The sequence below is a fragment of the Caulobacter sp. genome (assembly GCF_017744445.1).
Taxonomy (GTDB): domain Bacteria; phylum Pseudomonadota; class Alphaproteobacteria; order Caulobacterales; family Caulobacteraceae; genus Caulobacter.
The window spans coordinates 337,905-363,130 of the sequence record NZ_JAGIBH010000001.1 but is presented as its reverse complement, the minus strand read 5'-3'; the positions used below and the strand labels follow the sequence as shown (position 1 = coordinate 363,130).

21 protein-coding genes are annotated in these 25,226 nt (G+C 67.5%); 4 read left to right on the top strand and 17 right to left on the bottom strand.

Annotation, left to right across the window (positions count from 1 at the left end):
- Positions 1-102: 102 nt before the first annotated feature.
- The 3 genes from J7528_RS01800 to J7528_RS01790 all read right to left on the bottom strand — a co-directional run bounded on the left by J7528_RS01800 (position 103) and on the right by J7528_RS01790 (position 5,393).
- A complete protein-coding gene (locus J7528_RS01800) occupies positions 103-2,487 on the bottom strand; it encodes a TonB-dependent receptor (protein WP_291870737.1) in 2,385 nt (794 codons plus the stop codon).
- Between the two features lie 129 nt (positions 2,488-2,616).
- Positions 2,617-4,635 (bottom strand): tetratricopeptide repeat-containing sulfotransferase family protein, encoded by a 2,019-nt coding sequence (locus J7528_RS01795; protein WP_291870735.1) that lies wholly within the window; start codon positions 4,633-4,635, stop codon positions 2,617-2,619.
- Positions 4,636-4,820: 185 nt separating this feature from the next.
- A complete protein-coding gene (locus J7528_RS01790) occupies positions 4,821-5,393 on the bottom strand; it encodes an SRPBCC domain-containing protein (RefSeq protein ID WP_291870733.1) in 573 nt (190 codons plus the stop codon).
- An 86-nt stretch (positions 5,394-5,479) separates the two neighbouring features.
- Between J7528_RS01790 and J7528_RS01785 the strand changes: the two genes are divergently transcribed.
- Positions 5,480-6,079: a TetR/AcrR family transcriptional regulator gene (locus J7528_RS01785; RefSeq protein ID WP_291870732.1), complete on the top strand. Its 600-nt coding sequence runs from the start codon at positions 5,480-5,482 to the stop codon at positions 6,077-6,079.
- On the opposite strand, the gene J7528_RS01780 is transcribed toward J7528_RS01785, so the two are convergent.
- The 12 genes from J7528_RS01780 to J7528_RS01725 form a co-directional block, all read right to left on the bottom strand.
- Complete coding sequence (locus J7528_RS01780) at positions 6,076-7,332, bottom strand: FAD-binding oxidoreductase (protein ID WP_291870730.1); 1,257 nt, start codon at positions 7,330-7,332, stop codon at positions 6,076-6,078. The genes J7528_RS01785 and J7528_RS01780 overlap by 4 nt on opposite strands.
- Positions 7,325-8,722: a glutamine synthetase family protein gene (locus J7528_RS01775; RefSeq protein ID WP_291870728.1), complete on the bottom strand. Its 1,398-nt coding sequence runs from the start codon at positions 8,720-8,722 to the stop codon at positions 7,325-7,327. Before J7528_RS01775 ends, J7528_RS01780 begins: the two co-directional genes overlap by 8 nt.
- Positions 8,719-10,122 carry an aspartate aminotransferase family protein gene (locus J7528_RS01770; protein ID WP_291870726.1) on the bottom strand — a complete coding sequence of 468 codons (1,404 nt, stop codon included), beginning with the start codon at positions 10,120-10,122 and terminating at the stop codon, positions 8,719-8,721. The genes J7528_RS01775 and J7528_RS01770 overlap by 4 nt, the downstream gene beginning before the upstream one ends.
- 177 nt (positions 10,123-10,299) lie before the next feature.
- Entirely contained in the window at positions 10,300-11,442 is a 1,143-nt protein-coding gene (locus tag J7528_RS01765; RefSeq protein WP_291870724.1) for an ABC transporter ATP-binding protein, read from the bottom strand.
- Positions 11,443-11,569: 127 nt separating this feature from the next.
- The gene (locus J7528_RS01760; RefSeq protein WP_291871299.1) at positions 11,570-12,376 is read right to left on the bottom strand and encodes an ABC transporter permease; all 807 of its coding nucleotides are present in this window, start codon (positions 12,374-12,376) and stop codon (positions 11,570-11,572) included.
- A 207-nt stretch (positions 12,377-12,583) separates the two neighbouring features.
- A complete protein-coding gene (locus tag J7528_RS01755; RefSeq protein ID WP_291870722.1) occupies positions 12,584-13,492 on the bottom strand; it encodes an ABC transporter permease in 909 nt (302 codons plus the stop codon).
- Between the two features lie 129 nt (positions 13,493-13,621).
- Positions 13,622-14,731, bottom strand: a complete 1,110-nt coding sequence (locus J7528_RS01750) for a spermidine/putrescine ABC transporter substrate-binding protein (RefSeq protein ID WP_291870720.1) — start codon at positions 14,729-14,731, stop codon at positions 13,622-13,624.
- Between the two features lie 29 nt (positions 14,732-14,760).
- Complete coding sequence (locus J7528_RS01745; RefSeq protein WP_291871298.1) at positions 14,761-16,134, bottom strand: glutamine synthetase family protein; 1,374 nt, start codon at positions 16,132-16,134, stop codon at positions 14,761-14,763.
- Between the two features lie 136 nt (positions 16,135-16,270).
- Entirely contained in the window at positions 16,271-17,626 is a 1,356-nt protein-coding gene (locus tag J7528_RS01740) for an aspartate aminotransferase family protein (RefSeq protein ID WP_291870717.1), read from the bottom strand.
- Entirely contained in the window at positions 17,623-19,065 is a 1,443-nt protein-coding gene (locus tag J7528_RS01735; protein WP_291870715.1) for an NAD-dependent succinate-semialdehyde dehydrogenase, read from the bottom strand. Before J7528_RS01735 ends, J7528_RS01740 begins: the two co-directional genes overlap by 4 nt.
- Positions 19,066-19,070: 5 nt before the next feature.
- On the bottom strand, positions 19,071-20,561 hold the full coding sequence (locus J7528_RS01730) for an aldehyde dehydrogenase (protein WP_291870713.1): 1,491 nt from the start codon (positions 20,559-20,561) through the stop codon (positions 19,071-19,073).
- 63 nt (positions 20,562-20,624) lie between these two features.
- The gene (locus J7528_RS01725; RefSeq protein ID WP_291870711.1) at positions 20,625-21,299 is read right to left on the bottom strand and encodes a GntR family transcriptional regulator; all 675 of its coding nucleotides are present in this window, start codon (positions 21,297-21,299) and stop codon (positions 20,625-20,627) included.
- A 175-nt stretch (positions 21,300-21,474) separates the two neighbouring features.
- On the opposite strand from J7528_RS01725, the gene J7528_RS01720 reads away from it, so the two are divergent.
- The 3 genes from J7528_RS01720 to J7528_RS01710 are packed head-to-tail and all read left to right on the top strand — an operon-like array spanning position 21,475 to position 23,671.
- Complete coding sequence (locus J7528_RS01720) at positions 21,475-22,794, top strand: aspartate aminotransferase family protein (RefSeq protein WP_291870709.1); 1,320 nt, start codon at positions 21,475-21,477, stop codon at positions 22,792-22,794.
- 51 nt (positions 22,795-22,845) lie between these two features.
- On the top strand, positions 22,846-23,547 hold the full coding sequence (locus J7528_RS01715) for a glutathione S-transferase family protein (protein WP_291870707.1): 702 nt from the start codon (positions 22,846-22,848) through the stop codon (positions 23,545-23,547).
- A gap of 7 nt (positions 23,548-23,554) precedes the next feature.
- The gene (locus J7528_RS01710; protein ID WP_291870705.1) at positions 23,555-23,671 is read left to right on the top strand and encodes a hypothetical protein; all 117 of its coding nucleotides are present in this window, start codon (positions 23,555-23,557) and stop codon (positions 23,669-23,671) included.
- 28 nt (positions 23,672-23,699) lie between these two features.
- Here the strand turns inward: J7528_RS01710 and J7528_RS01705 are convergent, their stop codons facing one another.
- On the bottom strand, positions 23,700-24,650 hold the full coding sequence (locus J7528_RS01705) for a bifunctional helix-turn-helix transcriptional regulator/GNAT family N-acetyltransferase (RefSeq protein ID WP_291870703.1): 951 nt from the start codon (positions 24,648-24,650) through the stop codon (positions 23,700-23,702).
- A gap of 66 nt (positions 24,651-24,716) precedes the next feature.
- On the bottom strand, positions 24,717-25,199 hold the full coding sequence (locus J7528_RS01700) for a hypothetical protein (protein WP_291870701.1): 483 nt from the start codon (positions 25,197-25,199) through the stop codon (positions 24,717-24,719).
- Between the last annotated feature and the right edge of the window lie 27 nt (positions 25,200-25,226).

The window sequence follows — 25,226 nt, the reverse complement described above, 5'->3', positions numbered from 1 at the left end:
GCAAAGCGCGATCCGTGGCGCCGGGAAGACGAAAATGGGGGAACGGAAAACGAAAAAGGGGCGGCCCTTCGCGGACCGCCCCCTCTCACTCCCCACCACGAACTAGAACTCTTTCCCCACCTTGATCCCGACGGTGCGGGGCTGGTTCGGGACGATATAGGCCTGGGTTCCGCAGACGCTCTCGGCGCATTCGGCATAGCGGTTCAGGCTGGCCCGCTTGTCGAAGACGTTCTTGAGGTAGAGCTGCATCGACCAGCTGTCCTTGGACAGGCCGGTCGAGAAGTCGACCACCGAATAGCGGCCCTGCTTGCCGATGATCTCACGCTCCTTGAGGCGCAGATCGGTCCAGTTCGAGGTCTGGCCCATGACCGACACCTGCCAGAAGCCGTCATAGTCGGCGACCTGGTATTGGTAGCGGGCCGTGATGTTGGCCTTGAACTTGGGCGTGATCGGCAGGCGCGTGCCGTCCGGCGCTTGCGGGCCGTCGGGGAACGCCGTGGAGCCGACCGGACAGGTCGTGATCGGCGTGCCCGCGCTGTCGGTCGCGCCGCAATAGTTGGCCGTCAGCTTGGCGTCGGTATAGGCGGCCGAGGCGTTCAGCGTGAAGCCGTCGACCGGCGCCCAGGTGATGTCGCTCTCGACGCCCTTGATGCGCGCCTGGTTGGCGTTCTTGATCTCGGTCAGGCCGTTGGCCCCCAGGATCGAGAACTGGAAGCCCGACCAGTCCTCCATGAAGATCGCGCCGTTCCAGCGGAACGCCCCGCCCCACGAGGTCTTCCAGCCGGCCTCGTAGTTCTTCAGGTAGTCGGCCTGATATGGCGGCAGGGTCGAGCGGCGGTTGATGCCGCCGGGCCGGAAGCCCTTGGAGTAGGTGGCGTAGACCAGCTTGTCGTCGTCGATCTTGTAGGTCAGCGTCACCTTCGGCGAGTTGCCGCTTTCCTTGGTGCCCTTGTCCAGGTTGGTGCAGGGCGAGCCCGCGACCACCGGGCCCTTGAAACAGGCGCGCTCGCCCGTCGAGCCATAGCCCGTGCCGTAGCCGTAGAAGCCGACCAGGGTGTTGTGCGCCTTGAAGAAGCGGATGCCGGCGGTCAGCATCAGCTTGTCGGTGATGTCGTACTCGGCCTGGCCGAAGATCGCCTTGTCACGATCGATCCGCTGCTGGGCGGTCAGCCAGATCGTACCGACATAGCCCGGCACCGACAGGTCGCTGCCCAGGCCGTCGATCTTGTAGTTCTGGAAGATGCCGTGCTTCTGCTTCTGGTAGAAGCCGCCGACCACGAACCGCAGCTTCTGGTCCTGCGGCGAGGCGATGCGGATCTCGTGGCTTTCCTTGCGATAGCGGTCGCGGCCCTGGATGTACTGCGACGGGTTCACCAGGTTGCCGGCGTTGTCGGTCCAGTAGAAGCCGTAGCCGACCTGATCGTAGAAGTACGAGTAGTCGGTGTAGTCCTGGTTGGTCTCGTCGTTGCGCTTCAGGTACGAGCCGGCATAGGTGACGTCGAGATTGGCCACCTGGCCCTCGATGGTCATGGCCGCCTGGACCCACTTGTCCTTGCTGCTTTCGGGATAGAAGTGCGTGACCTTCAGGTCGCCGACCTGCGGGTCATAGGCGAACAGGCCGCCGGTCTTCTGCACCTGGCCCATGACGCTGGGGGTGATCACCCAGTTGTCGTTCAGCTCGACCCGCAGGGCCGCGCGGCCGCCCTGGGTGTAGACGCGGTTATAGTCCTTCCGCACCCGGCTGTTGTTGTTGATCGTGTAGTCGTTGGTCGGATCCGTATCGCCGCGATCATAGGTCCGCGTGCCCGCCACGTTGTCGATATACCCGGCGTCGCGAACGTCCCAGCCGACCGCGCGCACGGCGATCTTGTCCGACAGCGGGATGTTGACGAAGCCTTCGATCGTGTGGCCGGTCCCGCCGTGATCGACCTTGTTGGCCTCGACGTCGACCCCGGCCGAGAAGCCGGCCGTCGTGGGCTTGTTGGTGATGATCCGCAGCGTGCCGGCCTGCGAGCTGGCGCCATACAGCGTGCCTTGCGGACCGGCCAGGGCCTCGACCCGGGCGACGTCATAGACGTGGATGTCCAGAGCGCCCTGGATGGTGGTGACCGGCTGTTCGTCCAGATAGACGCCGACGCTGGGCAGCGAGCCCGAGTGGTTGCCGTCCCCGCCGCTGGCCACGCCGCGCATATAGACCTGGCCGAAGCCCGGCCCCGACGTCGTGAACGATACGCTGGGCAGGTACTTCACATAGTCGACGAAGCTGGCGACCTGCAGCTGCTCCAGCTTCTCCCCACCCAGGGCCTGGATGCTGACCGGCACGTCCTGCAGGTTTTCAGACCGCTTCTGCGCGGTGACGACGACCTCCTCGAGGGCCGTGTTCTGATTGTTGGATTGGGCGTGCGCGACGCCCGTAAGCATGGTGGTGGCAAAGAGGGCGGCAGAGCAGACGCCGACCTTTCTCAAACGAACCGATCCCGACGACATTAAGTCGCTCCCCTTGGCGGCTGATCGAACGACGTTCGACCCGCGCTAAGCGTCCGGCAAGGTTGGAAATTTCGGTTTGTCGCCAATTCCTGTGAGTGTTGCAGAAATGGCAAGGTTCGGAGCAAGTGGTCAAATAACGGGCGCGTTCGGATAAGCGTCCAGCACCGGCCCCAATGCCTGCTTGAGCGGGTCCAGGCGCGATTCGAATTTCTGCCAGTGCTCGACCGCGTCCTTGAAGATCGGACGCCGCACCTGCTCTGAACTGGCGGTGCGAACGGCGCGGTCGTTCTCGTGCGGCGACAGACAGGCCTCCTCGAACGGTAGCCCGCAATGGTCCAGCAGGGCGCGGATTTCGGCTTCAGGGTCGGCGATCATGTGCTCGTAGATCACCCGGTGCACACGACCGGGCAGGACCGCATCGAAATGCGCCATCAGCTCGACGTAGTCGGCGTAGTAGCGGCCGATGTCGGTCAGATCGTAGCTGAACGCCTGCCCGCGCGCGAAGTGCTGCTTGAAGCCCGAGAAGCAGCAGCCCAGCGGGTGGCGACGGGCGTCGATGATCTTCGCGTTCGGCAGGATCAGGTGGATCAGCCCGGCATGCGCGAAGTTGTTGGGCATCTTGTCGATGAAGAACGGCTTGTCCGTCTTGCGCTGGATGCGGGTGCGCTCCAGGAACTCCTCGCCCAGGGCCTTGAGGTCGGCGGCGGAGAGGTCGGCCAGGCTTTCCGGATAGGTCGACTCGGCGCGGGTGGCGGTCTTGCCGCCCAGGCGGCGCGCCATGACGATCAGGTCGGGCAGCTCCATCGTGCCCTCGACCATCGAGTGGCTGGCCAGGATCTGCTCGACCAGGGTCGAGCCCGAGCGCGGCAGGCCGACGACGAAGATCGGATCGGGCGCGTCGAACCCCTGCCCCGTCCGCTCGGCGATAAAGGCAGGCGTGAACACCGCCTTGGTGCGGGCGGTGTCGGAGGCGTTCTCTTCGGGATCGTAGTCCAGCTGCTTGCGGCGGATCGCGGCGCCGGCGGCGTAGTGGTCAAACGAGGCGTCCCAGAGTTCCGCATCCTCGTGCGCCTTGCCCAGGGCGTAGCGCAGGTGCAGGCGGTCGTCGTCGGAGAGGTCCGGCGTCTCCAGCGCGGCGGTCATGGCCGCCAGGTCGCCTGGCGTGAACTTGACCGTCTTGAGGTTGGCCAGGCTCCACCACGCCTCGCCCAGGGTCGGGGCCTGCTCCAACGCCTGGCGATAGGCCGCGACGCAGTCGGCCTGGCGGCCCACGGTCTTCAGCGCGTGGCCATAGCTCATCCAGCCCTTGGGCTGGTTGGGATAGTCGGCCAGCACCCGGTCGTAGACGGCGATGGCGCGGTCGTATTCGCCCAGCCGCGCCAGGATGGCGGCGTGCAGGTTGGCGTAGCCGGGGTGGCGGGCGTCCTTGGCGGTCAGGGTCTCGATCTCGCCCAGCGCCTCGGCGTTCTTGTTCTGGCGATACAGCATGGTCGCCAGGTTGTGACGGGCGGCGGCGAAGTTCGGGGCCAGTTCGACACAGCGGGTCAGCAGGGCCTCGGCGTCGGCATAGCGGCCCAGGCGCGCGCCGGTCTCGGCCAGCATGCGGATGGCGGCGACATCGCCGGCGTCGGCCTTCAAACGATCCCGCAGGATCTGCTCGGCCTCGCCCAGGCGGTTGTCGGCCAGCGCGGTGGCGGCTTCGACCAGGGCCGGGTCGCGGGTCGAAGCGCGCAGCTGGCGAGCCAAGGCCTTTTCGGCGCCGACGCTGTCACCCAGCAGCTCCAGGTTTTCGGCGAGACCGCGCCAGGCCTCCGACAGGCGCGGCTCCAGGGCGCTGGCCCGGTCGAAGGCGCGCACGGCCTCGGCGGTGCGGCCCAGCTGCTCCAGGTTCAGCGCCAGCTCCAACTGGGCCAGAGGCAGGTTGGGCAGGGCGGCGGCCAGCGGCGCGACGGTGTCGAGCGCGGCTTGCGGATCGCCGGACAGCCGCAGCGCGGCGGCGAGCAGACGGGTCGTGTCGGCGTGGCGCGGGACCGCTTCCAGGATCGCCCGCGCCTGCTCGGCGGCCATCCGCGGGTCTGCCTCCAGCAGCCGCTCGGCGTGCTCGAACGCCTGGGCGAGGCTGAGGGCGGGCTGGGTCGAAGCGTTCATGCCCCGAGGAGAGCGGTGGGAAACGAGCGTGTCAATTCACCACTCTCCTCCCCCTCTTGGGGGAGGTGGATCGCCGCGAAGCGCGGCGAGACGGAGGGGGCTGGTCATGACTCCAAGGCGCCGGCGCTGACCCCTCCACCGGCGTTCGCCGGTCCCCCTCCCCCAAAGGGGGAGGAGAGCTCGGGCTAATCGCCCTTGCTGAACTTCTTCCTCAGCTCCGCCAGCGTGTACGCATTGCCCCACTCGAAGTGCCCGTACACCGTCCTGGCCTCGGTGTTGTCGCCGTAGCCCGTATTCGTCAGCCGCACCCGCGTGCCTTCGGCGATCGACATGAACTCGATCACCGTCACGGTCTTCTGGAACTCGCCCTTGCCGGCAAAGCCCTCCGGGGCCTGGACGTTGCGGATCACCAGCAGCTGGTCGGGGATGAATGTGACGATCTGGTTCTTGATGTTGCCGACGTCGCCGATCTTGGCCTTGGGGTCGTAGCTGGACTCGATCATGCCGCCGGTGCGCAGGTCGACCTGGGCCATCGGCACGGCCCAGCTCTTGAAGCCGTCGGTCGTGGCGAAGGCCTCGAACACCGACTTGGGCGGGGCCGGGATGTCCATGGCCAGCTGCAGCGCCTTCTGGCCGGCGGCGTCCACGTAAGAGGTGTTCGAGACGCCCGGAAAGTCCTTCCAGCTACGCGTCTGGGCGCTGGCCGCCCCCACGAAAGCCAGCAGCGCGGCGGCGGCGATCATCGTCGATCGGATCATGTTCTCCCCTCCCCAGAGGAACTTGAATGACCATTCAAGTGAAGCACGACTTGATTGACCGTTCAAGCGTGATGCAAAATGCATTCATGGCGCCTTCGAACCCGCTCGACACCCGCAGACGCATCCTGCTGACGGCGATGGAGCTGTTCGCCGCCAAGGGCTACGGCTCGACCTCGGTGTCGGACATCCTCTCGCGGTCGCAGGCCAACAGCGGCAGCCTGTACCACTTCTTCCCCGGCAAGCAGGACGTGCTGATCGGGGTGCTGGAGATGTACCGCGACGGTATCCAGGAGATGCTGCTGGACCCGGCCTGGCGCGGGGTCGAGGACCCGGTCGAGCGCATCTTCGCCCTGCTGGCGGCCTATCGCGGCATGCTGCTGGAGAGCGACTGCCTGTACGGCTGCCCGATCGGCTCGCTGGCCCTGGAGATCCACGAGCCCGACCCGCCGGTGCGCGAACTGCTGGCCCAGAATTTCACCAACTGGACAGTCGCGATCGAAGGCTGCCTGAAGGACGCCGGCCTGCCCGGCGGCGTCGATCGCAAGGGCTTGGCGGAGTTCATCCTGACGACGATGGAAGGCGCGGTCATGCAGGCCCGCACCCATCGCGACATCGGCTATTTCGATCGCAGCATCGCACAGCTGAGGCAGCACATGGCGCTGCTGACGGCGAAGGCGCTGGCCTAGAGCCGGTCCCGCAGCGCGTACCAGGAGAGGCCCGCCACGGTCAGCGGCCAGCGCAGCAGCCGGCCGCCCGGGAATGGCGGGGTCGGCAGGCGTGACAGCAGCTCGACGCCGGCGGTCTCGCCCAGCGCCGCGTCGGCCAGCAGCTTGCCGACATAGGGCGCCAGCATCACCCCCTGGCCCGAATAGCCGGACGCCACACGAACGCCCGGTGCGATCTCGCCGACAAACGGCATGCGGCTCATGGTGATGCCCAGCGTCCCGCCCCAGGCGTGGGTGATCGGGACCTCGGCCAGCCTCGGATAGACCTTCGCCAGGTTCTTGCGGACCATGCCGGCGATATCGCTCGGGAACCCTGGCCGGTAGTTCTCCCCCCCGCCGAACAGCAGCCGGCCGTCAGGGGTCTTGCGGAAGTAGTTCACGACAAAGCGGCTGTCGGACACCGCCGCGCTCGAGCGGATGATCGTGTCTGCGACCTCGCCCAACGGCGCGGTGACGGCGATGAAGTTGTTGATCGGCATGACCCGCGCGCGGGCCTTGCCAGCCATGCCGTTCAGCAGGCCGTCGCCACTGAGGATCAGCTGGTCGCAGGTCACCCGGCCCGCCGCGGTCTCGACGACGATCTTTCCGCCCTCGCGCCGCCAGGTCTGGGCGCGCGTGTTCTCGTGGACGGTCAGCCCTCTCGCCATGCCCAGGGCCAGCTTCAGCGGATGCACATGCCCGCCGCCGCGATCAATCAGGCCGCCATGGTAGACGTCGGTCCCCAGCTCGGCGGCGAGGTCGGTTTCGTCGATCAGCGCCAGTTGGTCGTAGCCATAGCGGCCGGCCATCAGCTCGGCATAGGCCACGTCCTCGGCCTCGCCGCCGCGCTTGTGGCGAGCGTGGATCATGCCCGGCCGCCAGTCGCAGTCGATGGTGTCAGTCAGGGTCTTGAAGTGCGCCCGCGCATCCTCGGCGAGACGCCACAACGCCATCGCATCGTCGCGCCCGACGGCCTTCTCCAGCCAAGCCTGGTCACGCCGCTGGCCAGTATGGACCTGCCCGCCGTTGCGCCCCGTGGCCGCACAGCCGACCCGGCCGGCCTCCAACACCACGACACTCGCCCGGCCCGCCAACGCCATCGCCGCGCCGAGCCCGGTGAAGCCCGCGCCGACGACGCAGACATCGGCCGAGACGTCGCCCTCCAGCGGCGGCCGCTCGGGAGCCTCGCCCGCCGTGACCGCATACCAGTTGCCCTGCCCGTACGGGCTAGACATTCAGCAGCAGGAACTCCCGCTCCCACGGGCTGATCGTGCGCATGAAGGTCTCGTACTCGGCCTGCTTCACGCGGTCATAGGCGGCGATGAAGGTCGGGCCCAGGATCTCGACCAGCGGCTGGCAGGCTTTGAACAGCGCCAGGGATTCCGACAGGCTGCGCGGCAGTTGCACACCCTCGACCCCCGCGTCGGTCTCGACCGGCGCGCTGGGCTTGAGGCCCTCGACCATGCCCAGATAACCCGTCGCCAGCACCGCCGCGATCGCCAGGTACGGATTGGCGTCCGACGACGGGATGCGGTTCTCCAGGCGGCGATTGGCCGGGTCCGATGGCGGCACCCGCAGGCCGCAGGTGCGGTTGTCGTAGCCCCACTGGGTGTTGACCGGCGCGCCCGAGTCCCGCGCGATCCGGCGGTAGCTGTTCACGTACGGCGCCAGGATGGCCATGATCGCCGGCAGGTACTTCTGCTGGCCGCCGATGAAGCCGTGGAAGAGCTCGGTCTCCTGCCCGTCCTCGTCCGAGAACAAGTTGCGGCCCTTTCGGTCGACGATCGACTGGTGGATGTGCATGGCGCTGCCGGGCTCGCTGGCCATCGGCTTGGCCATGAAGGTGGCGTAGATCTCGTGCTCCAGAGCCGCCTCGCGGATGGTGCGCTTCATCATGAAGACCTGGTCGGCCAGCTCCAGCGGATGGCCGTGCCGCAGGTTGATCTCCATCTGCGCCACGCCGCTCTCGTGGATCAGGGTGTCGATCTCCAGGCCCTGGCGCTCGGAGTATTCGTACATGTCCTCGAACAGCGCGTCGAACTCGTTGACCGCGCTGATCGAGTAGCCCTGGCGGCCGGTCTCGGGACGGCCCGAGCGGCCCACGGGAGGCTTCAGCGGATAGTCCGGATCGGTGTTGCGATCGACGAGGTAGAACTCGATCTCCGGCGCCACGATCGGGTTCCAGTTCCTCTCGGCATACAGCGCCAGCACCCGCCGCAGCACCTGACGCGGCGCCTCCTCGACAGGACGGCCATCCGGGTGGAAGGCGTCGTGGATCACCTGCGCCGTCGGGTCCTGCGCCCACGGCACGGCCGCCAGCGTGGCGAAGTCCGGGGTCAGGAAGATGTCGGTGTCCGACTGCACCGCGTTCACGGCGCCCTCGGACTCGGGGAAGTCACCGGTGATGGTCTGGTAGAACACCGCCAGCGGCAGGTTCATCGACGGGGTCCCCAGGAACTTGCGCACCGGCATGATCTTGCCGCGCGCCACGCCGGCCAAATCCGGCACCACGCACTCGATCTCCTCGATGCTCTGCCGCGCGAACCAGGCCCCTGCTTCCTCAAGGGTCGAGACGCCTCGGTCCAGGCTGTTCTCGCGCTTGGCCTTGTTGTGCTTGGGCTTCATGCGGCGGCCTCCGGTTTCAAGGCCCGCAGCACCGGCTCGGCCTCGTCCAGAGACTGGCGGATGATGGCGACAAGTTTGTCGATCTCGGCGTGGGTGATGATCAGCGGCGGGCAGCAGACGATGCTGTCGCGGATGGCGCGGACCATCAGGCCGTTCTTGATGCACAGGTCGCGGACGATCGGACCGGCCTCGCCCTCCTTGTCGACGAAGCGCAGGTTCGTGCCCTTCTCGCGGACGATCTCGACGGCGCCGATCAGGCCCAGCGAGCGGGTCTCGCCGACCAGCGGGTGGTCGTTCAGGCCAGCCAGGGCCTTGGCGAGATAGGGGCCGGTGTCGTCGCGGGTGCGCTCGATCAGGTTCTCGCGCTCCATGATCTCGATGTTCTTCAGCGCCACGGCCGCGCAGGTCGGGTGGCCGGAGTACGTAAAGCCGTGGATGAAGTCGCCGCCCTTCTCGCGCAGTTCGGCGACGATGTGGTCGGCCACGCCCACGGCCGAGATCGGCAGGTAGCCGGACGACAGCCCCTTGGCCATGGCGATCAGGTCCGGCTTGATCCCGTAGTGCTGGTGGCCGAACCACTCGCCCAGCCGGCCGAAACCGCAGATCACCTCGTCGCAGACCAGCAGGATCCCGTACTTGCGGCACAGGGCCTCGACCGCCGGCCAGTAGCCGTCCGGTGGAATGATCACCCCGCCCGCGCCTTGCACCGGCTCGCCGATGAAGGCCGCGACGTTCTCGGGGCCGACCTCAAGGATCTTGTCCTCGATCTCCTTCACCGCGCGATCGCGGAAGGCGGCCGGGTCCTCGCCAAAGCCGTCGCCGAACGCGTAGGGCTGCATCACGTGCTCGACACCAGGGATCGGCAGGTCGCCCTGCTTGTGCATGTGCTTCATGCCGCCCAGCGATACGCCGGCCACGGTCGAGCCGTGATAGGCGTTCCAGCGGCTGATGAAGACGGTCCGCTGCGGCTGCTCCTTGAGCTTCCAGTAGTGGCGGACCAGGCGGAAGACCGTGTCGTTGGCCTCCGACCCCGACGAGTTGAAGAACACGTGGGAGAGATGCCCGCCCATCTTCTCGGCGATCTTGGCCGCCAGGGTCACGGTCGGCGGCGTCGCGGTCTTGAAGAAGGTGTTGTAGTACGGCAGCTCCAGCATCTGCTCGTAGGCCGCGTCGGCCAGTTCCTTGCGACCATAGCCGACATTGACGCACCACAGGCCGGCCATGCCGTCCAGGATCTGATGCCCCTCGCCATCGTGGATGTAGACGCCGTCGGCGCGGGTGATGATCCGGCTGCCGCCGAGTTCCGCGATGACCTTGTGGTCGGCCTGGGCCGGCAGGTGGTGGGCCAGATCGAGGCGCTTGAGCTCGGCGATGTCGTGGTTGCGGATCGGGACGGTCATCGGTGGCTCCTGACGTTCGGCCCACCTCTGTGAGCGGGTCCGTTTGAATTCAAAAATCCGTTTCCCCGGCGAAGGCCGGGGCCCAGATCAAAGGGCTGAGAAGCGCCAAGCCTGGCGAACGCTCAGGCTGAATCTGGGTCCCGGCTTTCGCCGGGAAGATCGGGTGGAGGGGGGGTCTCATGAAAGCAAAACCGCCGGCGAACACGCGTGCCAGCACAGCCACACGGTCTCGCCCAGCTTGAAGTCCTCCTGATCCCAGCGGGTCAGGTTCGAGCGCTGGACCTTGATCCGACGTCCTCCGGCGATCTCCACTTCGTACGTGGACGAGCCGCCCAGATAGGCCTCGTGCTTGATCACCCCGGCGATGGCGTTGGTCCCCTGCGGGCAGTCGCCGAGATTGGGCGGGGTATCGCCGTCCTTCTTGTGCAGCTCGATCTTCTCGGGACGGATCGCCGCCCAGACCGTGCCGCCGCGGGCGCCGGTGACGCCATGGTCCAGGAAGATGTCGACCGGCAGGTCGGGCGACTTGATCACCGCATGGCTGGGCTCGTCGACGGCCAGCACGCCCTCGAACAGGTTCACCTGGCCAATGAAGTCGGCCACGAACCGGCTGTTGGGGAACTCATAGAGGTCATTGGGCGAGGCCACCTGCTGCAGCAGGCCCTTGCTCATCACCGCGCAGCGGGTCGCGAGCGCGAGAGCTTCGTCCTGGTCGTGAGTGACCATGATGAAGGTGATGCCGACCTTCTCCTGCAGGGTGCACAGCTCGGTGCGCATCTGCTCGCGCAGCTTGGCGTCCAGGGCCGACAGCGGCTCGTCCAGCAGCAGCACGCGCGGACGTTTCACCAGCGCCCGGGCCAGGGCCACCCGCTGGCGCTGGCCGCCCGACAGCTGGTCTGGCTTGCGGCCGCCATAGCCGCCCAGCTGGACCAGATCCAAGGCCTCCTCGACGCGGCGATCGCGCTCGGCCTTGCCGACCTTGTCGACCACCAGGCCGTAGGCGACGTTGTCGGCCACGGTCATGTGCGGGAACACGGCGTAGGACTGGAACACCATGTTCACCGGCCGCTTGTTGGGCGGCACGCTCACGATGTCCTGGCCGTCGATCAGGATGCGGCCCTCGGTCGGCGTCTCGAAGCCGGCCAGCATGCGCAGCAGGGTGGTCTTGCCACAGCCCGACGGGCCCAGCAGCGCGAAGAACTCGCCCTCGTTGACGGTCAGCGAGACGTTGTCGACCGCCGCCAGCTTGCCGAAGCGCTTGGTGACGCCTTCGAAGGTGATGATGGGTTTTGCGGTCATTCCGAATATCCCCCGACACACAAAATCCCGACTTCCCCGGCGAAAGCCGGGGCCCAGATCGTAGGGCTGGGAGGCGCCAGGAAGGGCAAAAGCTCAGGCTGAATCTGGGTCCCGGCGTTCGCCGGGAAGATCGGGATAGAGGAAACGCTCATTTAGCGTCCCCCGCCCCATGCCCCGCGGTCGCGGCCGGGTCCCCTTGCAGTTTCAACGCCGCCGCCGTCAGCAGCACGGTCAGCACGATCAGCACCGTCGAGGCCGCATTGACCTCCGGCGTCACCGAGAAGCGGACCATCGAATAGACCTTCACCGGGAAGGTCACCGTGTCGGGACCGGCGGTGAAGAAGGTGATGACGAAGTCGTCCAGGCTCAGCGTGAAGGCCAGCAGCGCGCCGGCCACCAGCGACGGCGCCATGTGCGGCAGGATCACGTCCTTGATGGTGCGGAACTCGCCGGCGCCCAGGTCGCGGGCCGCCTCCTCCATCTCGCGGTTGAAGCTGGCCATGCGGGCGCGCACGACCACCGCCACGAACGGGAACGAGAACGACACGTGGGCGATGATGATCGCCCCCAGGTTCAGCGGCCACGGCAACCCCTGCGGCCAGGGCATGACCCGGGCGAAGAACACCAGCATCGCCACGCCCATGCAGATCTCGGGCACCACGATCGGCAGGGCCAGGGCTCCGTCCAGGGCGGTTTTGCCGGGGAAGCGGAAACGCCACAAAACGAGGGCCGCCGCCGCACCGAGCAGCAGGCTCAGCACCGTCGACACCGCCGCGATGGTCAAGCTGTTGCCGAAGGCCTCCAGCAGGGCGGAATCGTTGAACAGCTTGTCGTAATATTTGAGCGTGAAGCCCTTCCAGACGATGTTGCGCTTGCTGTCGTTGAAGCTGAACGCCATCAGCGCGATCAGCGGCGCGTAGAGGAAGATCGCCACGGCGGCCAGCCAGGCCTGCATCTGCCAGCGGCGGAGGTATTCCAGGGGACCGGGGGGAGACCGTCTAGCCACGAGCAATCCCCTTCCCCGTCTCCCCGGCGAAAGCCGGGGCCCAGATCGAACCCACAGGCGCTTGGCCTGCGGACACGATCGAAAGGCGCGAACACCCCAAAGGCTCAGGCTGAATCTGGGTCCCGGCTTTCGCCGGGAAGAACGGATTGAGGGCCATCATGCCTTCCCCTCCGGCGTCTTCTTGGCCAGGACCGCCTGGATCGCGATGGCGATGAAGGTCAGGTACATCAGCACGAACGACATGGCCGCGCCGAACGGCCAGTCATTGGCGCGCTTGAACTGGCGCTCGATGACGTTGGCGATCATCTGGCTGTCGGGACCGCCCAGCAGGTCGGGCGTTAGATAGGCGCCCAGCGCCGGGATGAAGGTGATCAGCACGCCCGAGGCGATGCCCGGCAAAGCGAGCGGCACGACCACCTTGAACAGGGTCCGCAGGTGCCCGGCGCCCAGGTCGAGGCTGGCCTCGAGCAGCGACTTGTCCAGGCGATCCAGGGCCGAATAGAGCGGCAGCACCATGAAGGGCAGGTGCACATAGACCAGCCCCAGGATCACCGCGAAATTGTTGTGCAGCAGCTCCAGCGGCTGGAAGTCGCCCAGCGGTTGGAGGCCGACCATCGCCGCCAAGGTCCCGCCGCCCTTCCACAGCCATTCCAGGCTCTGGTTCACATAGCCCTCGGTGCGCAGCACGGCGATCAGGGCGTAGGTGCGGATCAAGAGGTTCGTCCAGAACGGCAGCATGATCAGCAGCAAGAGCCAGGTCTTGGCCTTGTCGGACGCGAAGGTGATGGCCAGGGCGACCGGGAAGCCGATCACCAGGCACAGACCCGTGGTCAGGCCCGCCACCCAGGCCGACTTCAGGAAGATCTTCAGGTACAGCGGCTCGATCGCGCGAGCGTAGTTGCCGAAGGTGCCGGTGATGGCGATCTCGGTCAGGCCGGCGTTGTGGCCGAAGCTGTAGGCCCAGACGATGGCCATGGGCGCGAGGAAGAACAGCACCAGCCACACCAGCGGCGGTCCCAGCGCCGCGGCGAAGACGGCTTTCGCCTGTTTCCAGCTCTGCTCCATTCCCCACTCCCAAAATTGTCATCCCGGGCGGAGCGCAGCGGAGACCCGGGACCGCCGGAAACGCTGAGCTTCCGGTGGTCCCGGCTCGGCGCGCTACGCGCTTGGCCGGGATGACAGCTTTTTTTCGGATCAAGCCGCCCGCACCCGCGTGATGACTTCCTCGTACAAACTCGCCTTCTCGGCCCCTTCGAACGCGCCGTACTCGCACTTGGCCATCACGTCCGCCGGCGGGAAGATGACCTTGTTCTCGCGGTACTCCTCCGGCATCAGCGCCTTGGCCGCCGCGTTCGGGGTCGGGTACAGGATCGTCTTGGTGATCTCGGCCCCGGCCTGGGCGTCCAGCAGGTAGTTGATGAAGGCGTGGGCGTTGTTGGGACGCGGCGCGCCTTTCGGGATGCACAGGGTGTCGCTGTTGATCAGCGAGCCTTCCTTGGGCACCACGAAGTCGATGTCGGGGTCGTCCTTCATCACCTGGGCGATGTCGCCGTTGTATTCGAGGACCAGGTCGACTTCCTTCGAGACCAAGAGGTCCTGGCCGTTGTCGTCGTGGAAGGCCTTCACGAACGGCTTCTGCTTGATCAGCATCTGTTCGATCTTGGGGATCATGTCGGCCGGGATGTCGTTGACCGAGTGGCCCAGATACTTGGCCGCCAGGCGCACCAGGTCGGCGCTTTCCGACAGCAGGGCGATGCGGCCCTTGTACTTGTCGCTGTCGAACAGCCACTTCCAGCTGTCCGGAACCCCATCGACCTTGCTCTTGCGATAGCCGATGCCCAGCAGCAGCCAGGTGTAGGGCATCGAATACTTCCGCCCCGGATCGAAGTCCGGGTTCAGGAAGGACGGGTCGATGTTCTTCATGTTCGGGATCTTGGCGTGATCCAGCGGCTCGAGCATGCCGGCCTGGCCCATGCGGGTCACGAACTCGTTCGACGGCACGATGACGTCGAAGCCCGGATTGCCCGCCTTGAGCTTGGCGAACAGCTCGTCGTTCGTCGCGAACAGGCTCATGTTCACGTCGATGCCGGACGCCTTCTTGAAGTCGCCCAACGTGGTCTCACCGATATAGGTGTCCCAGTTGTAGAAGTTCAGCTTGGGCTCTTCGCCGCCCGCACCGGCAGCCTTGGGCTTCTCGCCGCAGGCCGTGAAGCTGAAGCCGATCGCCGCCGCCCCGAAGGCCGTCAGCAGCGAGCGCCGCGAGGCTCCGCCGTTCCGATATCCGCTCATCCGAAACTCCCTCATGTTTCGTTGCCGTTGTTGGGCAGTTGTTGTCAGGCGTTACGCAGGTACCAGTCGAAATCCAGTTCGGTGACGACCTCGAAGAAGCGCGCCTGTTCGGTGCGCTTGACCGAGACGAACATGTCCACGAAGCGATCGCCGAGGTAGTCGCGCAGCACGGCCGACTTCTCGAACAGATCGACCGCCGCGAACCAGTTGCTGGGCAGCCGGATGTTCTCCTTGGCCGCCGCCGCATAGCCGTCGCCGACCACCGCCGGGCCGGGGTCCAGCTTGTTGGCGATGCCGTGGTGGGCGCTGGCCAGCAGCACCGCCAGGACGAGGTAGGGGTTACCGTCGGCGCCGGCGACGCGGTGCTCGACGTGGCGGGTCTTGGGAGGGCCGGCCGGCACGCGCAGGCTGACTGTGCGGTTGTTGACGCCCCAGGTCGGAGCCACCGGCGCATAGCTGTTGGCCTTGAAGCGGCGATAGCTGTTGGCGTTCGGCGCCAGGATCGCCATGCCCTCGCCCAGCAGCACCTTCATGCCGGCGATGGCCTGCTTGAGCAGGGGCGAGCCCTCCAGGTCCTCGGCGGCGCAAAGGTTGTTCCCGTCGGCGTCGTTGACGCTGAGATGGACGTGAAAGCCGTTGCCGGCGCGGTCGCTCCACGGCTTGGCCATGAAGGTCGCCTCGACGCCGTGACGCAGGGCCACGCCCTTGGCCATGCGCTTGTACAGCACCGCGTCATCGGCGGCCCGGAGCGCATCTGGCTTGTGCTTCAGGGTCAGCTCGACCTGGGCCGGGGCGAACTCCGAGATCGCACCTTCCAGCGGCACGCCGATCACGTCGGCGGTGTCCCACAGCTCGCGCAGGAACGGCGCGTGGCCTTCCAGCTCGGGCAGGCCGTAGACCTGGATGCCGCTGGGGCGCAGGCCGGTCTGCATCGACTTGGCGGGCAGCAGCTCGCCGCCGGGGCCGCGCTCCAGGTCGACGAGGTAATATTCCAGCTCGCAGGCCGCGACCGGGGTGAGGCCATCGGCGGCGTAGCGATCCAGCACCCGTTGCAGCACGTGGCGCGGGTCAAGGTCGTTGGGCGTGCCGTCCAGCTCGTACAGCGACAGCATCACCTGGGCGACGTCGGGGCCCAGCCACGGCGCCAGGGTCAGGGTGCCCGGCACGGGCCGCGCGCGGCGGTCGGCGTCGCCGTCCTCCCACACCAGGCCGGTGTCCTCGCAGTCGGCGCCATTGATGTCGACCACCAGGATCGAGCCCGGCAGGAAGCGGCCGTATTCGTAGATGGCTTCCAGTTCGTGCACGCGCAGCCGCTTGCCGCGCGGCACGCCGGTCATGCTGGTGAAGAACACGTCGACGAACCGCACCTGCGGATTGGCCGCCAGGAAATCCCGGCATTCCTTGGGATCAGCCACCATACTCACTCGCCAATCCCCCCAACACCGATCTTCCCCGCGAAAGCGGGGACCCAAGCGACCTTGCCAGCTTGAGCACTGCGCGAAATCCGAACCTCGGCTTGGGTCCCCGCTTTCGCGGGGATGAGCGGAAGTTTTGTCATGCGTCCCCCATCGCCGCCGCGAAGCCGTCCACGGCCGCGACCAGCCGGTCGATCGCCGCGCCGTCGGTGACGGGCGAGACCAGCATCATGTTGTGGAAGGGCGCGATCAGGACGCCCCGGTTGATCAGCCACAAGTGCAGCGCTTCAACCGCCTCATGGTCCAGCACTTTCCGCATCTCAGCGGCATTCTTCGGTGGAGGATCGGCGAAGACCAGTTCAACGCGGGCGCCGACATGGGCCACCGACCAGGGCAGCTTGCGGGCGGCGATCACGGCCTGGAGGCCCGCGACCAGCCGGTCCGCGCCGGTCAACATCCAGGTGTAGGCCGCGTCGGTCATCACCTCCGACAGCATGGCCCGCATGGCCGCCATGGCCAGGGCGTTGCCCGACAGCGTGGTGCCGATGCCGGACTGGCCCGGACCGATGCGCGCCTGGGCCTCGTCCATCCGCGCCGAGAGCTCGGCGGTGACGCCCCAGACCGCGGCCGGCACGCCGCCGGCGACGGCCTTGCCCAGGACGAAGACGTCGGGCTCCAGGTCGTAGGCTTGCGTGTAGCCGCCGGGGCCGGTCGAGATGGTGTGGGTCTCGTCGATGATCAGCAGGGTCCCGGCGTCTCGGGTCAGCTTCCGCAAGGCGTCGTGAAAGCCGGGCTCTGGCAGTATCATGCCGCAGTTGGTCATCACCGGCTCGGCCAGCACGGCGGCGACGTCGCCGGGCGCCAGGGCCGCTTCGAGCGCTGCGAGATCGTTGAAAGGCACAACGCGGGTAGTGGCGGTCAGGTCGTGGACCTGACCCAGCAGGCCCGGCTTCATCACGCCCTGCCCGTCCTTCAGCACCACGAAGGCGTCCTCGACCATGCCGTGGTAGCAGCCGTCGAACACCAGCACGACCGGCCGCTGCGTCACCGCCCTTGCCCAGCGGATCGCCGCGCGGTTGGCGTCGCTGGCCGTGGTCGCCACCTGCCACAGCGGCAAGCCGAACCGCTCGGCCAGCAGCTTGCCGACGATCACCGCCGAGGCGGTCGGCAGCATGAAGCCCGCCCCGCGCTTGATCTGGTCGGCGACGGCCGCCGCCACCGAGGCGTCGCCGTGTCCGAACATCGACGGCGTGTCGCCCAGGCAGAAGTCGTCATAGAGCTTGCCGTCGACATCCGTGACCTGCGCCCCAACGCCCTGGGCGGCGAAGATCGGCGACGGGCTGGCCCAGTCGTTCATCCAGTGCATCGGCGCCCCGCCGCGCCAGACCGCCGAGGCGGCCTTGGCCATGGCGACCGAGCGCGGATGCTCGGCCACGAACCGGGCGCGCTCGTCGGCCAGCAGGTCGGACAGAGGACGGGTCAGCTCGGCGATCATCCGACCCCGCCGAAGCACAGGTATTTGGTCTCCATGTACTCGTCCAAACCCTCGGACGAGCCCTCGCGGCCCAGGCCGCTTTCCTTGACCCCGCCGAACGGCGCGACCTCGGTGGAGATCAGACCTTCGTTGATGCCGACCATGCCCGCTTCGATCGCCTCGGCCACGCGCCAGCAACGGGCGACGTCCTTGCTGTAGAAGTACGAGGCCAGGCCGAACGGCGTGGCGTTGGCCAGGTGGATGGCTTCCTCTTCCGTATGGAACTTCACAACCGGCGCGACGGGGCCGAAGATCTCCTCCTGGAACAGGCGCATGTCCGGCGTCGCGCCGCTCAGCACCGTGGGCTGGTAGAACAGCCCGCCCAGGTCATGGCGGTCGCCGCCGACGACCACCTTGGCGCCGCCCTCGACAGCCTCGCGCACCAGGCTCTCGACCTTGGCGATGGCCTTGTCGTTGATCAGTGGGCCGATGACGACGCCCTCGCCCGTCCCCGGCCCGACCTTCATCGCCGCGACCTTCTCGGCCAGCCGCGCGACGAAGGCGTCGTGGATGCCGGCCTGGACGATCAGGCGGTTGGCGCAGACGCAGGTCTGGCCGGTGTTGCGGTACTTGCTGGCGATCGCGCCGTCGACGGCGGCCTCCAGGTCGGCGTCGTCGAAGACGATGAAGGGCGCGTTGCCGCCCAGCTCCAGGCTGAGCTTCTTCATCGTGCCGGCGCACTGCTGGTACAGGATCTTGCCGATCGGCGTGGAGCCGGTGAACGACAGCTTGCGCACCCGGCTATCGTCGCACAGCGCCTTGCCGATGGCGCTGGAGTCCTTGCCGGTGACGACGTTCAGCACGCCGGCCGGCACGCCCGCCTCCACCGCCAGTCGGGCGATGGCCAGGGCGCACAGCGGCGTCTCCGCGGCCGGCTTGACCACCACCGTGCAGCCGGCGGCCAAGGCCGGACCGACCTTGCGGGTGATCATGGCGATCGGGAAGTTCCACGGCGCGATGGCCGCGCACACGCCTACCGGCTGCTTGATCGACGCCAGCCGCTTGCCCGGCATCGGGGTCGGGATGGTGTGGCCATAGGCGCGCTTGGCCTCGTCGGCGAACCAGTCGATGAACGCCGCGCCATAGGCGACCTCGCCCTTCGACTCGGCCAGCGGCTTGCCCTGCTCGGCCGTCATCAGCCGGGCCAGGTCGTCGGCGTGGGCGAGCATCAGGTCGCTCCACTTGCGCAGGATCGCGCCGCGCTCTTTCGCCGTCCTGGCGGCCCAGGTCGGGAAGGCCCGATGGGCGGCCTCGATCGCCACCCGCGTCTCGCCCGCGCCCAGGTCGGCGACCTTGGCGATCACCGTCCCGTCGGCCGGGTTCAGCACCTCGAAGGTGTCGCCCCCCTCGATCCAGAGGCCGTCGATGAAGGCTTCGGTTTCAACGAGATTCAGGGTCATGGGGGCTACCTCAGCGTCACGGACACCGACTTCAGGTCGGCGTACTTGTGCAACGCATGAAGGCTGCGGTCGCGGCCAAAACCCGACTGCTTGAAACCCCCGAACGGCATGGTGATGTCGCAGGCGTCCCAGCCATTGACCCAGACCAGCCCCGCCTTCAGCCGCTTGGCCCCGCGCAGGGCGCGGTTGATGTCGGAGGTCCAAAGGCCCGCGGCCAGGCCATAGACCGTGTCGTTGGCCAGGCGCATGGCCTCGTCCTCGGACTTGAAGCTCATCACCCCCAGCACCGGGCCGAACACCTCCTCGCGGGCCAGGGTGTGGTCGGCCTCCAGCCCGTCAAAGATGGTCGGCTCGACATAGAAGCCGCCGCTCTCCTGGCGCACCCGCGCACCGCCCAGCACCCGCCGCGCGCCCTGGCTGTCGGCGGTGGCGATGTAGTCCAGGGCGGTGTTCATCTGCCGCTCGCTGACCATGGCGCCGAACTGGGTCGAGGCGTCCAGCGGGTCGCCGACGACCATCGATTTGGCGACCGCCACGACCTTCTCCAGGAAGGCGTCCTTGATCGAGGCCTCGACCAGCAGGCGCGAGGCGGCGGTGCAGACCTCGCCCTGGTTATAGAACACGCCCCAGGCGGCGGCCTGGGCGGCGGCGTCCAGGTCGGGACAGTCGGCGAAGACGATCTGGGGCGACTTGCCGCCCAGCTCCAGGCTGACCCGCTTGAGGTTCGAGCGGGCGGAATATTCCATCAGCTTGCGGCCCACCGGACCCGAGCCGGTGAAAGCGATCATGTCGACGTCGTTGGACAAGGCCAGCGCCTCGCCGGCGACGCCGCCCAGGCCGGGGGTGACGTTCAGAACGCCCGGCGGCAGGCCAGCTTCCAGCGCCAGCTCGCCCAGCTTCAGCGCCGTCAGCGGCGATTGCTCGGCGGGCTTCAGGACCACCGAATTGCCCATGGCCAGGGCCGGCGCGACCTTCCACATCGCCATGTGCAGCGGGAAGTTCCACGGCACGATAGCCCCGATCACGCCTAGCGGCTCGTGGACGGCGTAGCTCAAGCGATCCACCGGCGAGGCGCCGACCTCGCCATAGACCTTGTCCAGCGCCTCGGCGTACCAGCGGCAGGTGCCGATCGCGAGCGGCACGTCGACATTGCGGGCGTCGCTGATCGGCTTGCCGACGTCCAGGCTCTCCAGCAGCGCCAGCTCTTCGGCGTCGCGCTCCATCAGCTCGGCCAGGCGGAACAGCACCTTCTTCTTGGCGCGCGGGCCCTGGTCGCGCCAGCGGCCGTCCTCGAAGGCGGCGCGGGCGGACGCGACGGCGCGGGCCACGTCCTCGCCCTGGCAGGCCGTGACCTGGTTCAGCACCAGCCCGTCGCGCGGCGAGACATTGTGGAAGGTCGCGCCCGAAGCGGCCTCCTCATGCCGGCCATCGATGATCGCCAGCCCCGGCAGGGCCAGGCGCGAGAGACGGTCGGCGATGTCGGCGGGCAAGGTCACGCGGGATAATCCGGACTATTGTGATCACAGTTTACGACGATGCGGAGGAGTCAAGCACCCGACTTAGGGGCCGGCCTCCACAGCCGCGCGCATCTTGTCCATGCCTTCGGAAAGGTCAGCGGCGATGGCGCGGCGGGCGCCGTCCGCGTCACCGTCCTTCAGCGCCGTGATCGCCTCGGCATGACGGTCAGCGACCAGGCCGTCGGCCCCGACGCGGCCGAACACCACCCGCATGAACGGCCCGACCTGCAGCCAAAGGCCGCCGGCCATGGCCTCCAGCACCTCGGCTCCGGCCCGTTCGTAGATGGCGAAGTGGAAAGCGTGGTTGGCGGTCATGTAGCGGTCGACATCGCCCAGCCGCAGGGCCTCGTCGACATCGGCGTCGATAGCCTGCAACTGGCGGATCAGTCCGGTGTCAGCGTTTTTCGCCGCCCGCGCGGCCAGCTCCGGTTCGACCCACAGGCGGGCCAGGGAAAGCTGCTCCAGCCGGTCGGCGGTGAGCGAGGGTACCGACAGCCGCTTGTTGGCCGGATTGATGGCGAGGGCCCGCTCGGCGACGAGACGGCGGACGGCGTCGCGCACCGGCATCGGACTGACGCTGAGCTCGGCGGCGAGACTGCGCAGGGACACGCCCTTGCCCGGCGCGATGCGGCCGGTGATCAGCGCCTGGCGGATCGCCTCGTACACCTGGTCATGGACGGCTTGGGAATCCGCCAAGGAGCGTCGAACTTGGACCATCTAACCCCTCCCTTCCCGTTTTCCTGGCGAAAGCCGGGACCCAGATTCAGCCTGAGCGCCTAGTGGGTTTCATCTGGGCCCCGGCTTTCGCCGGAGAGACGGATGAAAGAAGTGCTCTTTACGAGAGGGGGCCAATTGCGATCACAATGCAATCCCCGGAAGGAGTTCACCCGCCATGCCCGACTTCGGCGCCAACGATCTCGACGCCTTCTGGATGCCGTTCACCCCGAACCGGCGGTTCAAGAGCCATCCGCGCATGCTCTCGTCGGCCAGCGGCATGCTCTACAAGACGCCCGAGGGCCGCGAAGTGCTGGACGCCACGTCCGGCCTCTGGTGCGTCAACGCTGGCCACGACCGCCCGAAGATCCGCGAGGCCATCCAACGCCAAGCGGCCGAGATGGACTACGCGCCGTGCTTCAACATGGGCCACCCGCTGGCCTTCCAGTTCGCCTCGCGCCTGGCGCAGGTGACGCCCGAGGGGCTGGACCGCATCTTCTTCACCAACAGCGGCTCGGAGTCGGTCGACACCGCCCTGAAGATCGCGCTCGCCTATCACCGCGCTCGCGGCAAGGGCACCAAGACCCGGCTGATCGGGCGCGAGCGCGGCTATCACGGCGTCGGCTTTGGCGGCATCTCGGTCGGCGGCATCCCGACCAACCGCAAGTACTTCGGGTCCCTGCTGACCGGCGTCGACCACCTGCCCCACACCCACGGCGTGCCCGGCAACCTGTTCGCCAAGGGCCAGCCCGAGCACGGCGCCCACCTGGCCGACGACCTGGAGCGCATCGTCGCCCTGCACGACGCCTCCAACATCGCCGCCGTCATCGTCGAGCCGGTGGCCGGCTCGACCGGCGTGCTGGTCCCGCCCAAGGGTTATCTCGAGCGCCTGCGGGCTATCTGCGACAAGCACGATATCCTGCTGATCTTCGACGAGGTGATCACCGGCTTCGGACGCCTGTCGGCCCCGTTCGCCGCCGACCGCTTCGGCGTCACGCCCGACCTGATCTGCATGGCCAAGGGCCTGACCAACGCCACCGTCCCGTGCGGCGCGGTCGCCGCCTCGACCAAGATCTACGACGCCATGCTCGAGGGTGCCGACGCCCCGATCGAGCTCTTCCACGGCTACACCTATTCGGCCCACCCGCTGGCCTGCGCAGCGGGCCTGGCGACGCTGGAGGCCTATCAGGAGGACGACCTCTTCGCCCGCGCCGCCGGCATGGAAGGCTACTGGCAGGAGGCCATGCACGCCTTGGCCGACGCCCAGCACGTCATCGACATCCGCAACCTGGGCCTCGTCGCCGGCATCGAGCTGGCTTCCCGCCCCGGCGCTCCGACCGCACGAGCGATGGAGGTCTTCGAGACCTGCTTCGACGAGGGCCTGCTGATCCGCGTCACCGGCGACATCATCGCCCTGTCCCCGCCGCTGATCCTGGAGAAGGCCCACATCGACCGGATGGTCGAGACGATCCGCAAGGTGCTGAGCAAGGTCGACTAGAACGGACGCGGCGCCTCGGCGTTGTCACCGGACGCTTTCCAGGAGCCCGCCATGTCCGACTACACGCTCTACTACTGGTCCGCGCCGTTCCGCGGCCAGTTCGTACGCGGCGTCCTGGCCTTCGCCGGCAAGACCTGGAGCGAGGCCGGCGACGACGCGATCGGCGAGCTGATGGCCGGCTCGGTCAAGGACATGCCCATCCCGTTCATGGGTCCGCCCTTGCTGGTCGACCACAAGACCCGTGTCGCCGTCGCCCAGATGCCTGCGGTCGTCCTCTATCTGGGCGAGACCCTGGACCTGCTGCCGAAGGATCCGGCGCTGAAGGCCCTGACGCTGAAGGTCGTCTGCGACGCCAATGACGTCATCGACGAACTCACCCTGGATGGCGGCCGCCAGATGTGGACGGCCGAGCGCTGGAAAGAGTTCGAGCCGCGCCTGGAAAAATGGATGTCGTTCTGGGAGGAAACGGGACGCCGCCACGGCCTGAAAAAGACCTCGGGTTTCCTGCTGGGCGGCGACGCGCCGGGTATCGCCGACGTGGTTACGGCCGTGCTGTGGTCGACCATGGCCGAACGCTTCGAGAAGATCGGCCAGATCCTCGACAAGACCGCCCCAAACACCGCCGCCCTGGCCCGCCGCGTCGCCGAGCTGCCCCCGCTGAAGGCGCTCGCCGAGAAAGCCCGCGAGGACTACGGCGACACCTGGTCCGGCGGCCAGATCGAAGCCTCGTTGCGGAAGGTGCTGGGGGCTTAGACGAGCATTGCGCCCCCTCCGTCACGCTGCGTATCCGCATCGCGCCACCTCCCCCGTTTCACGGGTGAGGAGGAAGCTACACCCTCCTGCCCCGCTTGCGGGGGAGGTGGCGCGGCGCCGATAGGCGACGTGACGGAGGGGGCGCTTCTTCACTACCCCGCGAACGACATCGCCACGTCGCAGCGCTCGTACCGCGCCCCGAACTTCGCCATGATCTCGGCGTCGTGGACGAAGCCCAGCTTTTCGTAGAGGTGGATGGCCGCCGCGCACTTTTTGTTGGTCAGCAGGTAGACCTTGTCCATGCCTAGACTGGCCGCGCGTTCCAGGGTCTTGGCCAGCAGGTATTCGCCGACCTTCAGCCCCCGCGCGCTGGCCAGCACGCCCATCTTGGTCAGCTCGACCCAGCCGTCCTTGGAGACCATCAGGGCGCATGTGCCGACGACGCCCAGCTCGGGTGTCTCGGCGAACAGCACCACGCCGCCCTTGTCGAGGATCAGCTCGCGCGGGTTGGACAGCAGGGCGATGTCGTTTTCCTCCAGGGCGAACATGTCCTGGATCCACTCGGCGTTGATCCGATAGAAGGCCTCGGCCAGGTCGTCGGAGAAGTCGCGGGCCCACATGGCCGGCGCGCCGGCGCGCTGGATGCGGATCAGCAGCGAGGCCTGCGCCAGGCGCTGCTCGACCTTGGCCAGGCCCTGCATGAAGTCGCCCTCCAGCCCATCGACCAGTTCGGCGGCCGCCGGCTCGATGCGGGGCAGGAGCTGCGTCTGGACGCGAACCAGCAGGGCCTCGCCGGCCTCGGTGAGGGCCAGGCGCTTGGAGCGACCATCGCCCGGCACAGGGCGCGCCTCGACGAATTCGCTGAGTGTGCCCAGGGCGCGGGTCACGGTGGGCTGGGCCAGTTGCAGGCGCTCGGCCAGCTCGCCGACCGAGATCGGGCCGTGCAGGCGGATGGTCATCAGCAGCGACATCTGGGCCGGCTGCACCGGCAGGTCGAGATAGCGCGCCACTTCGGCGGCGTCGGCCTGCATCCGCTCAGCCAGGCGTTTCAACCGGCTGCCCAGGAACCCCACGCCAAATCCCGCCAGCAGATCGACATCCATGTCGAACCTCCATTTCATAGCACGCTATATAGCTAGCTATGAAATGATCGAAGGCGCAAGAGCCGATCACATTCTGGACGGCGGGATCACCATGCAGCGCACCTCGTTCTTGATCACCGTGATCGCCGCCGAGCGCCCGCCCGTCAGGTCATAGAACTGGTCGCGCCCGGCCAGCGAGACGAGCAGATAGTCCGCCCCGCTGAACTTGCAGACCGAGTAGCGGACCTTCTCCCCCTCGATGCGGTCAGCCCGATGCGTGCAGGTCATCGTCCCGCCGACCCGCCGGTACAGCGTCTCGTCATACGGCGTGGCCTGCGGGTAGCGGCGAAGGCTTCTAAAGATCGTCGGGTCAAGCGGCGCGCACGGCGGACCGCTGACGCGCCAGATCTTGTCCAGCCGCGCCTGCTCGGCGCGAGCGTGGCGCGCCATGACTTCCGCGCCGACACTGATCAGCGCCGCGAACCCGACAATGACCGGGACCCAGCGCCAACGGCTGCGCGCACGACCTTCGAGGGGCAGCTTGCGGATCCGCACCTGATCGTTCGCCATGAAGAAACTCACATTTGTAAACTTGAT

What these genes read in the sequence shown, in the direction of transcription:
- J7528_RS01800 (WP_291870737.1), bottom strand. Translation starts at nt 2,487, where the DNA reads ATGTCGTCGGGATCGGTTCGTTTGAGAAAGGTCGGCGTCTGCTCTGCC.
- J7528_RS01795 (WP_291870735.1), bottom strand. Translation starts at nt 4,635, where the DNA reads ATGAACGCTTCGACCCAGCCCGCCCTCAGCCTCGCCCAGGCGTTCGAG.
- J7528_RS01790 (WP_291870733.1), bottom strand. Translation starts at nt 5,393, where the DNA reads ATGATCCGATCGACGATGATCGCCGCCGCCGCGCTGCTGGCTTTCGTG.
- J7528_RS01785 (WP_291870732.1), top strand. Translation starts at nt 5,480, where the DNA reads ATGGCGCCTTCGAACCCGCTCGACACCCGCAGACGCATCCTGCTGACG.
- J7528_RS01780 (WP_291870730.1), bottom strand. Translation starts at nt 7,332, where the DNA reads ATGTCTAGCCCGTACGGGCAGGGCAACTGGTATGCGGTCACGGCGGGC.
- J7528_RS01775 (WP_291870728.1), bottom strand. Translation starts at nt 8,722, where the DNA reads ATGAAGCCCAAGCACAACAAGGCCAAGCGCGAGAACAGCCTGGACCGA.
- J7528_RS01770 (WP_291870726.1), bottom strand. Translation starts at nt 10,122, where the DNA reads ATGACCGTCCCGATCCGCAACCACGACATCGCCGAGCTCAAGCGCCTC.
- J7528_RS01760 (WP_291871299.1), bottom strand. Translation starts at nt 12,376, where the DNA reads ATGCAGGCCTGGCTGGCCGCCGTGGCGATCTTCCTCTACGCGCCGCTG.
- J7528_RS01755 (WP_291870722.1), bottom strand. Translation starts at nt 13,492, where the DNA reads ATGGAGCAGAGCTGGAAACAGGCGAAAGCCGTCTTCGCCGCGGCGCTG.
- J7528_RS01750 (WP_291870720.1), bottom strand. Translation starts at nt 14,731, where the DNA reads ATGAGGGAGTTTCGGATGAGCGGATATCGGAACGGCGGAGCCTCGCGG.
- J7528_RS01745 (WP_291871298.1), bottom strand. Translation starts at nt 16,134, where the DNA reads ATGGTGGCTGATCCCAAGGAATGCCGGGATTTCCTGGCGGCCAATCCG.
- J7528_RS01740 (WP_291870717.1), bottom strand. Translation starts at nt 17,626, where the DNA reads ATGATCGCCGAGCTGACCCGTCCTCTGTCCGACCTGCTGGCCGACGAG.
- J7528_RS01735 (WP_291870715.1), bottom strand. Translation starts at nt 19,065, where the DNA reads ATGACCCTGAATCTCGTTGAAACCGAAGCCTTCATCGACGGCCTCTGG.
- J7528_RS01725 (WP_291870711.1), bottom strand. Translation starts at nt 21,299, where the DNA reads ATGGTCCAAGTTCGACGCTCCTTGGCGGATTCCCAAGCCGTCCATGAC.
- J7528_RS01720 (WP_291870709.1), top strand. Translation starts at nt 21,475, where the DNA reads ATGCCCGACTTCGGCGCCAACGATCTCGACGCCTTCTGGATGCCGTTC.
- J7528_RS01715 (WP_291870707.1), top strand. Translation starts at nt 22,846, where the DNA reads ATGTCCGACTACACGCTCTACTACTGGTCCGCGCCGTTCCGCGGCCAG.
- J7528_RS01705 (WP_291870703.1), bottom strand. Translation starts at nt 24,650, where the DNA reads ATGGATGTCGATCTGCTGGCGGGATTTGGCGTGGGGTTCCTGGGCAGC.
- J7528_RS01700 (WP_291870701.1), bottom strand. Translation starts at nt 25,199, where the DNA reads ATGGCGAACGATCAGGTGCGGATCCGCAAGCTGCCCCTCGAAGGTCGT.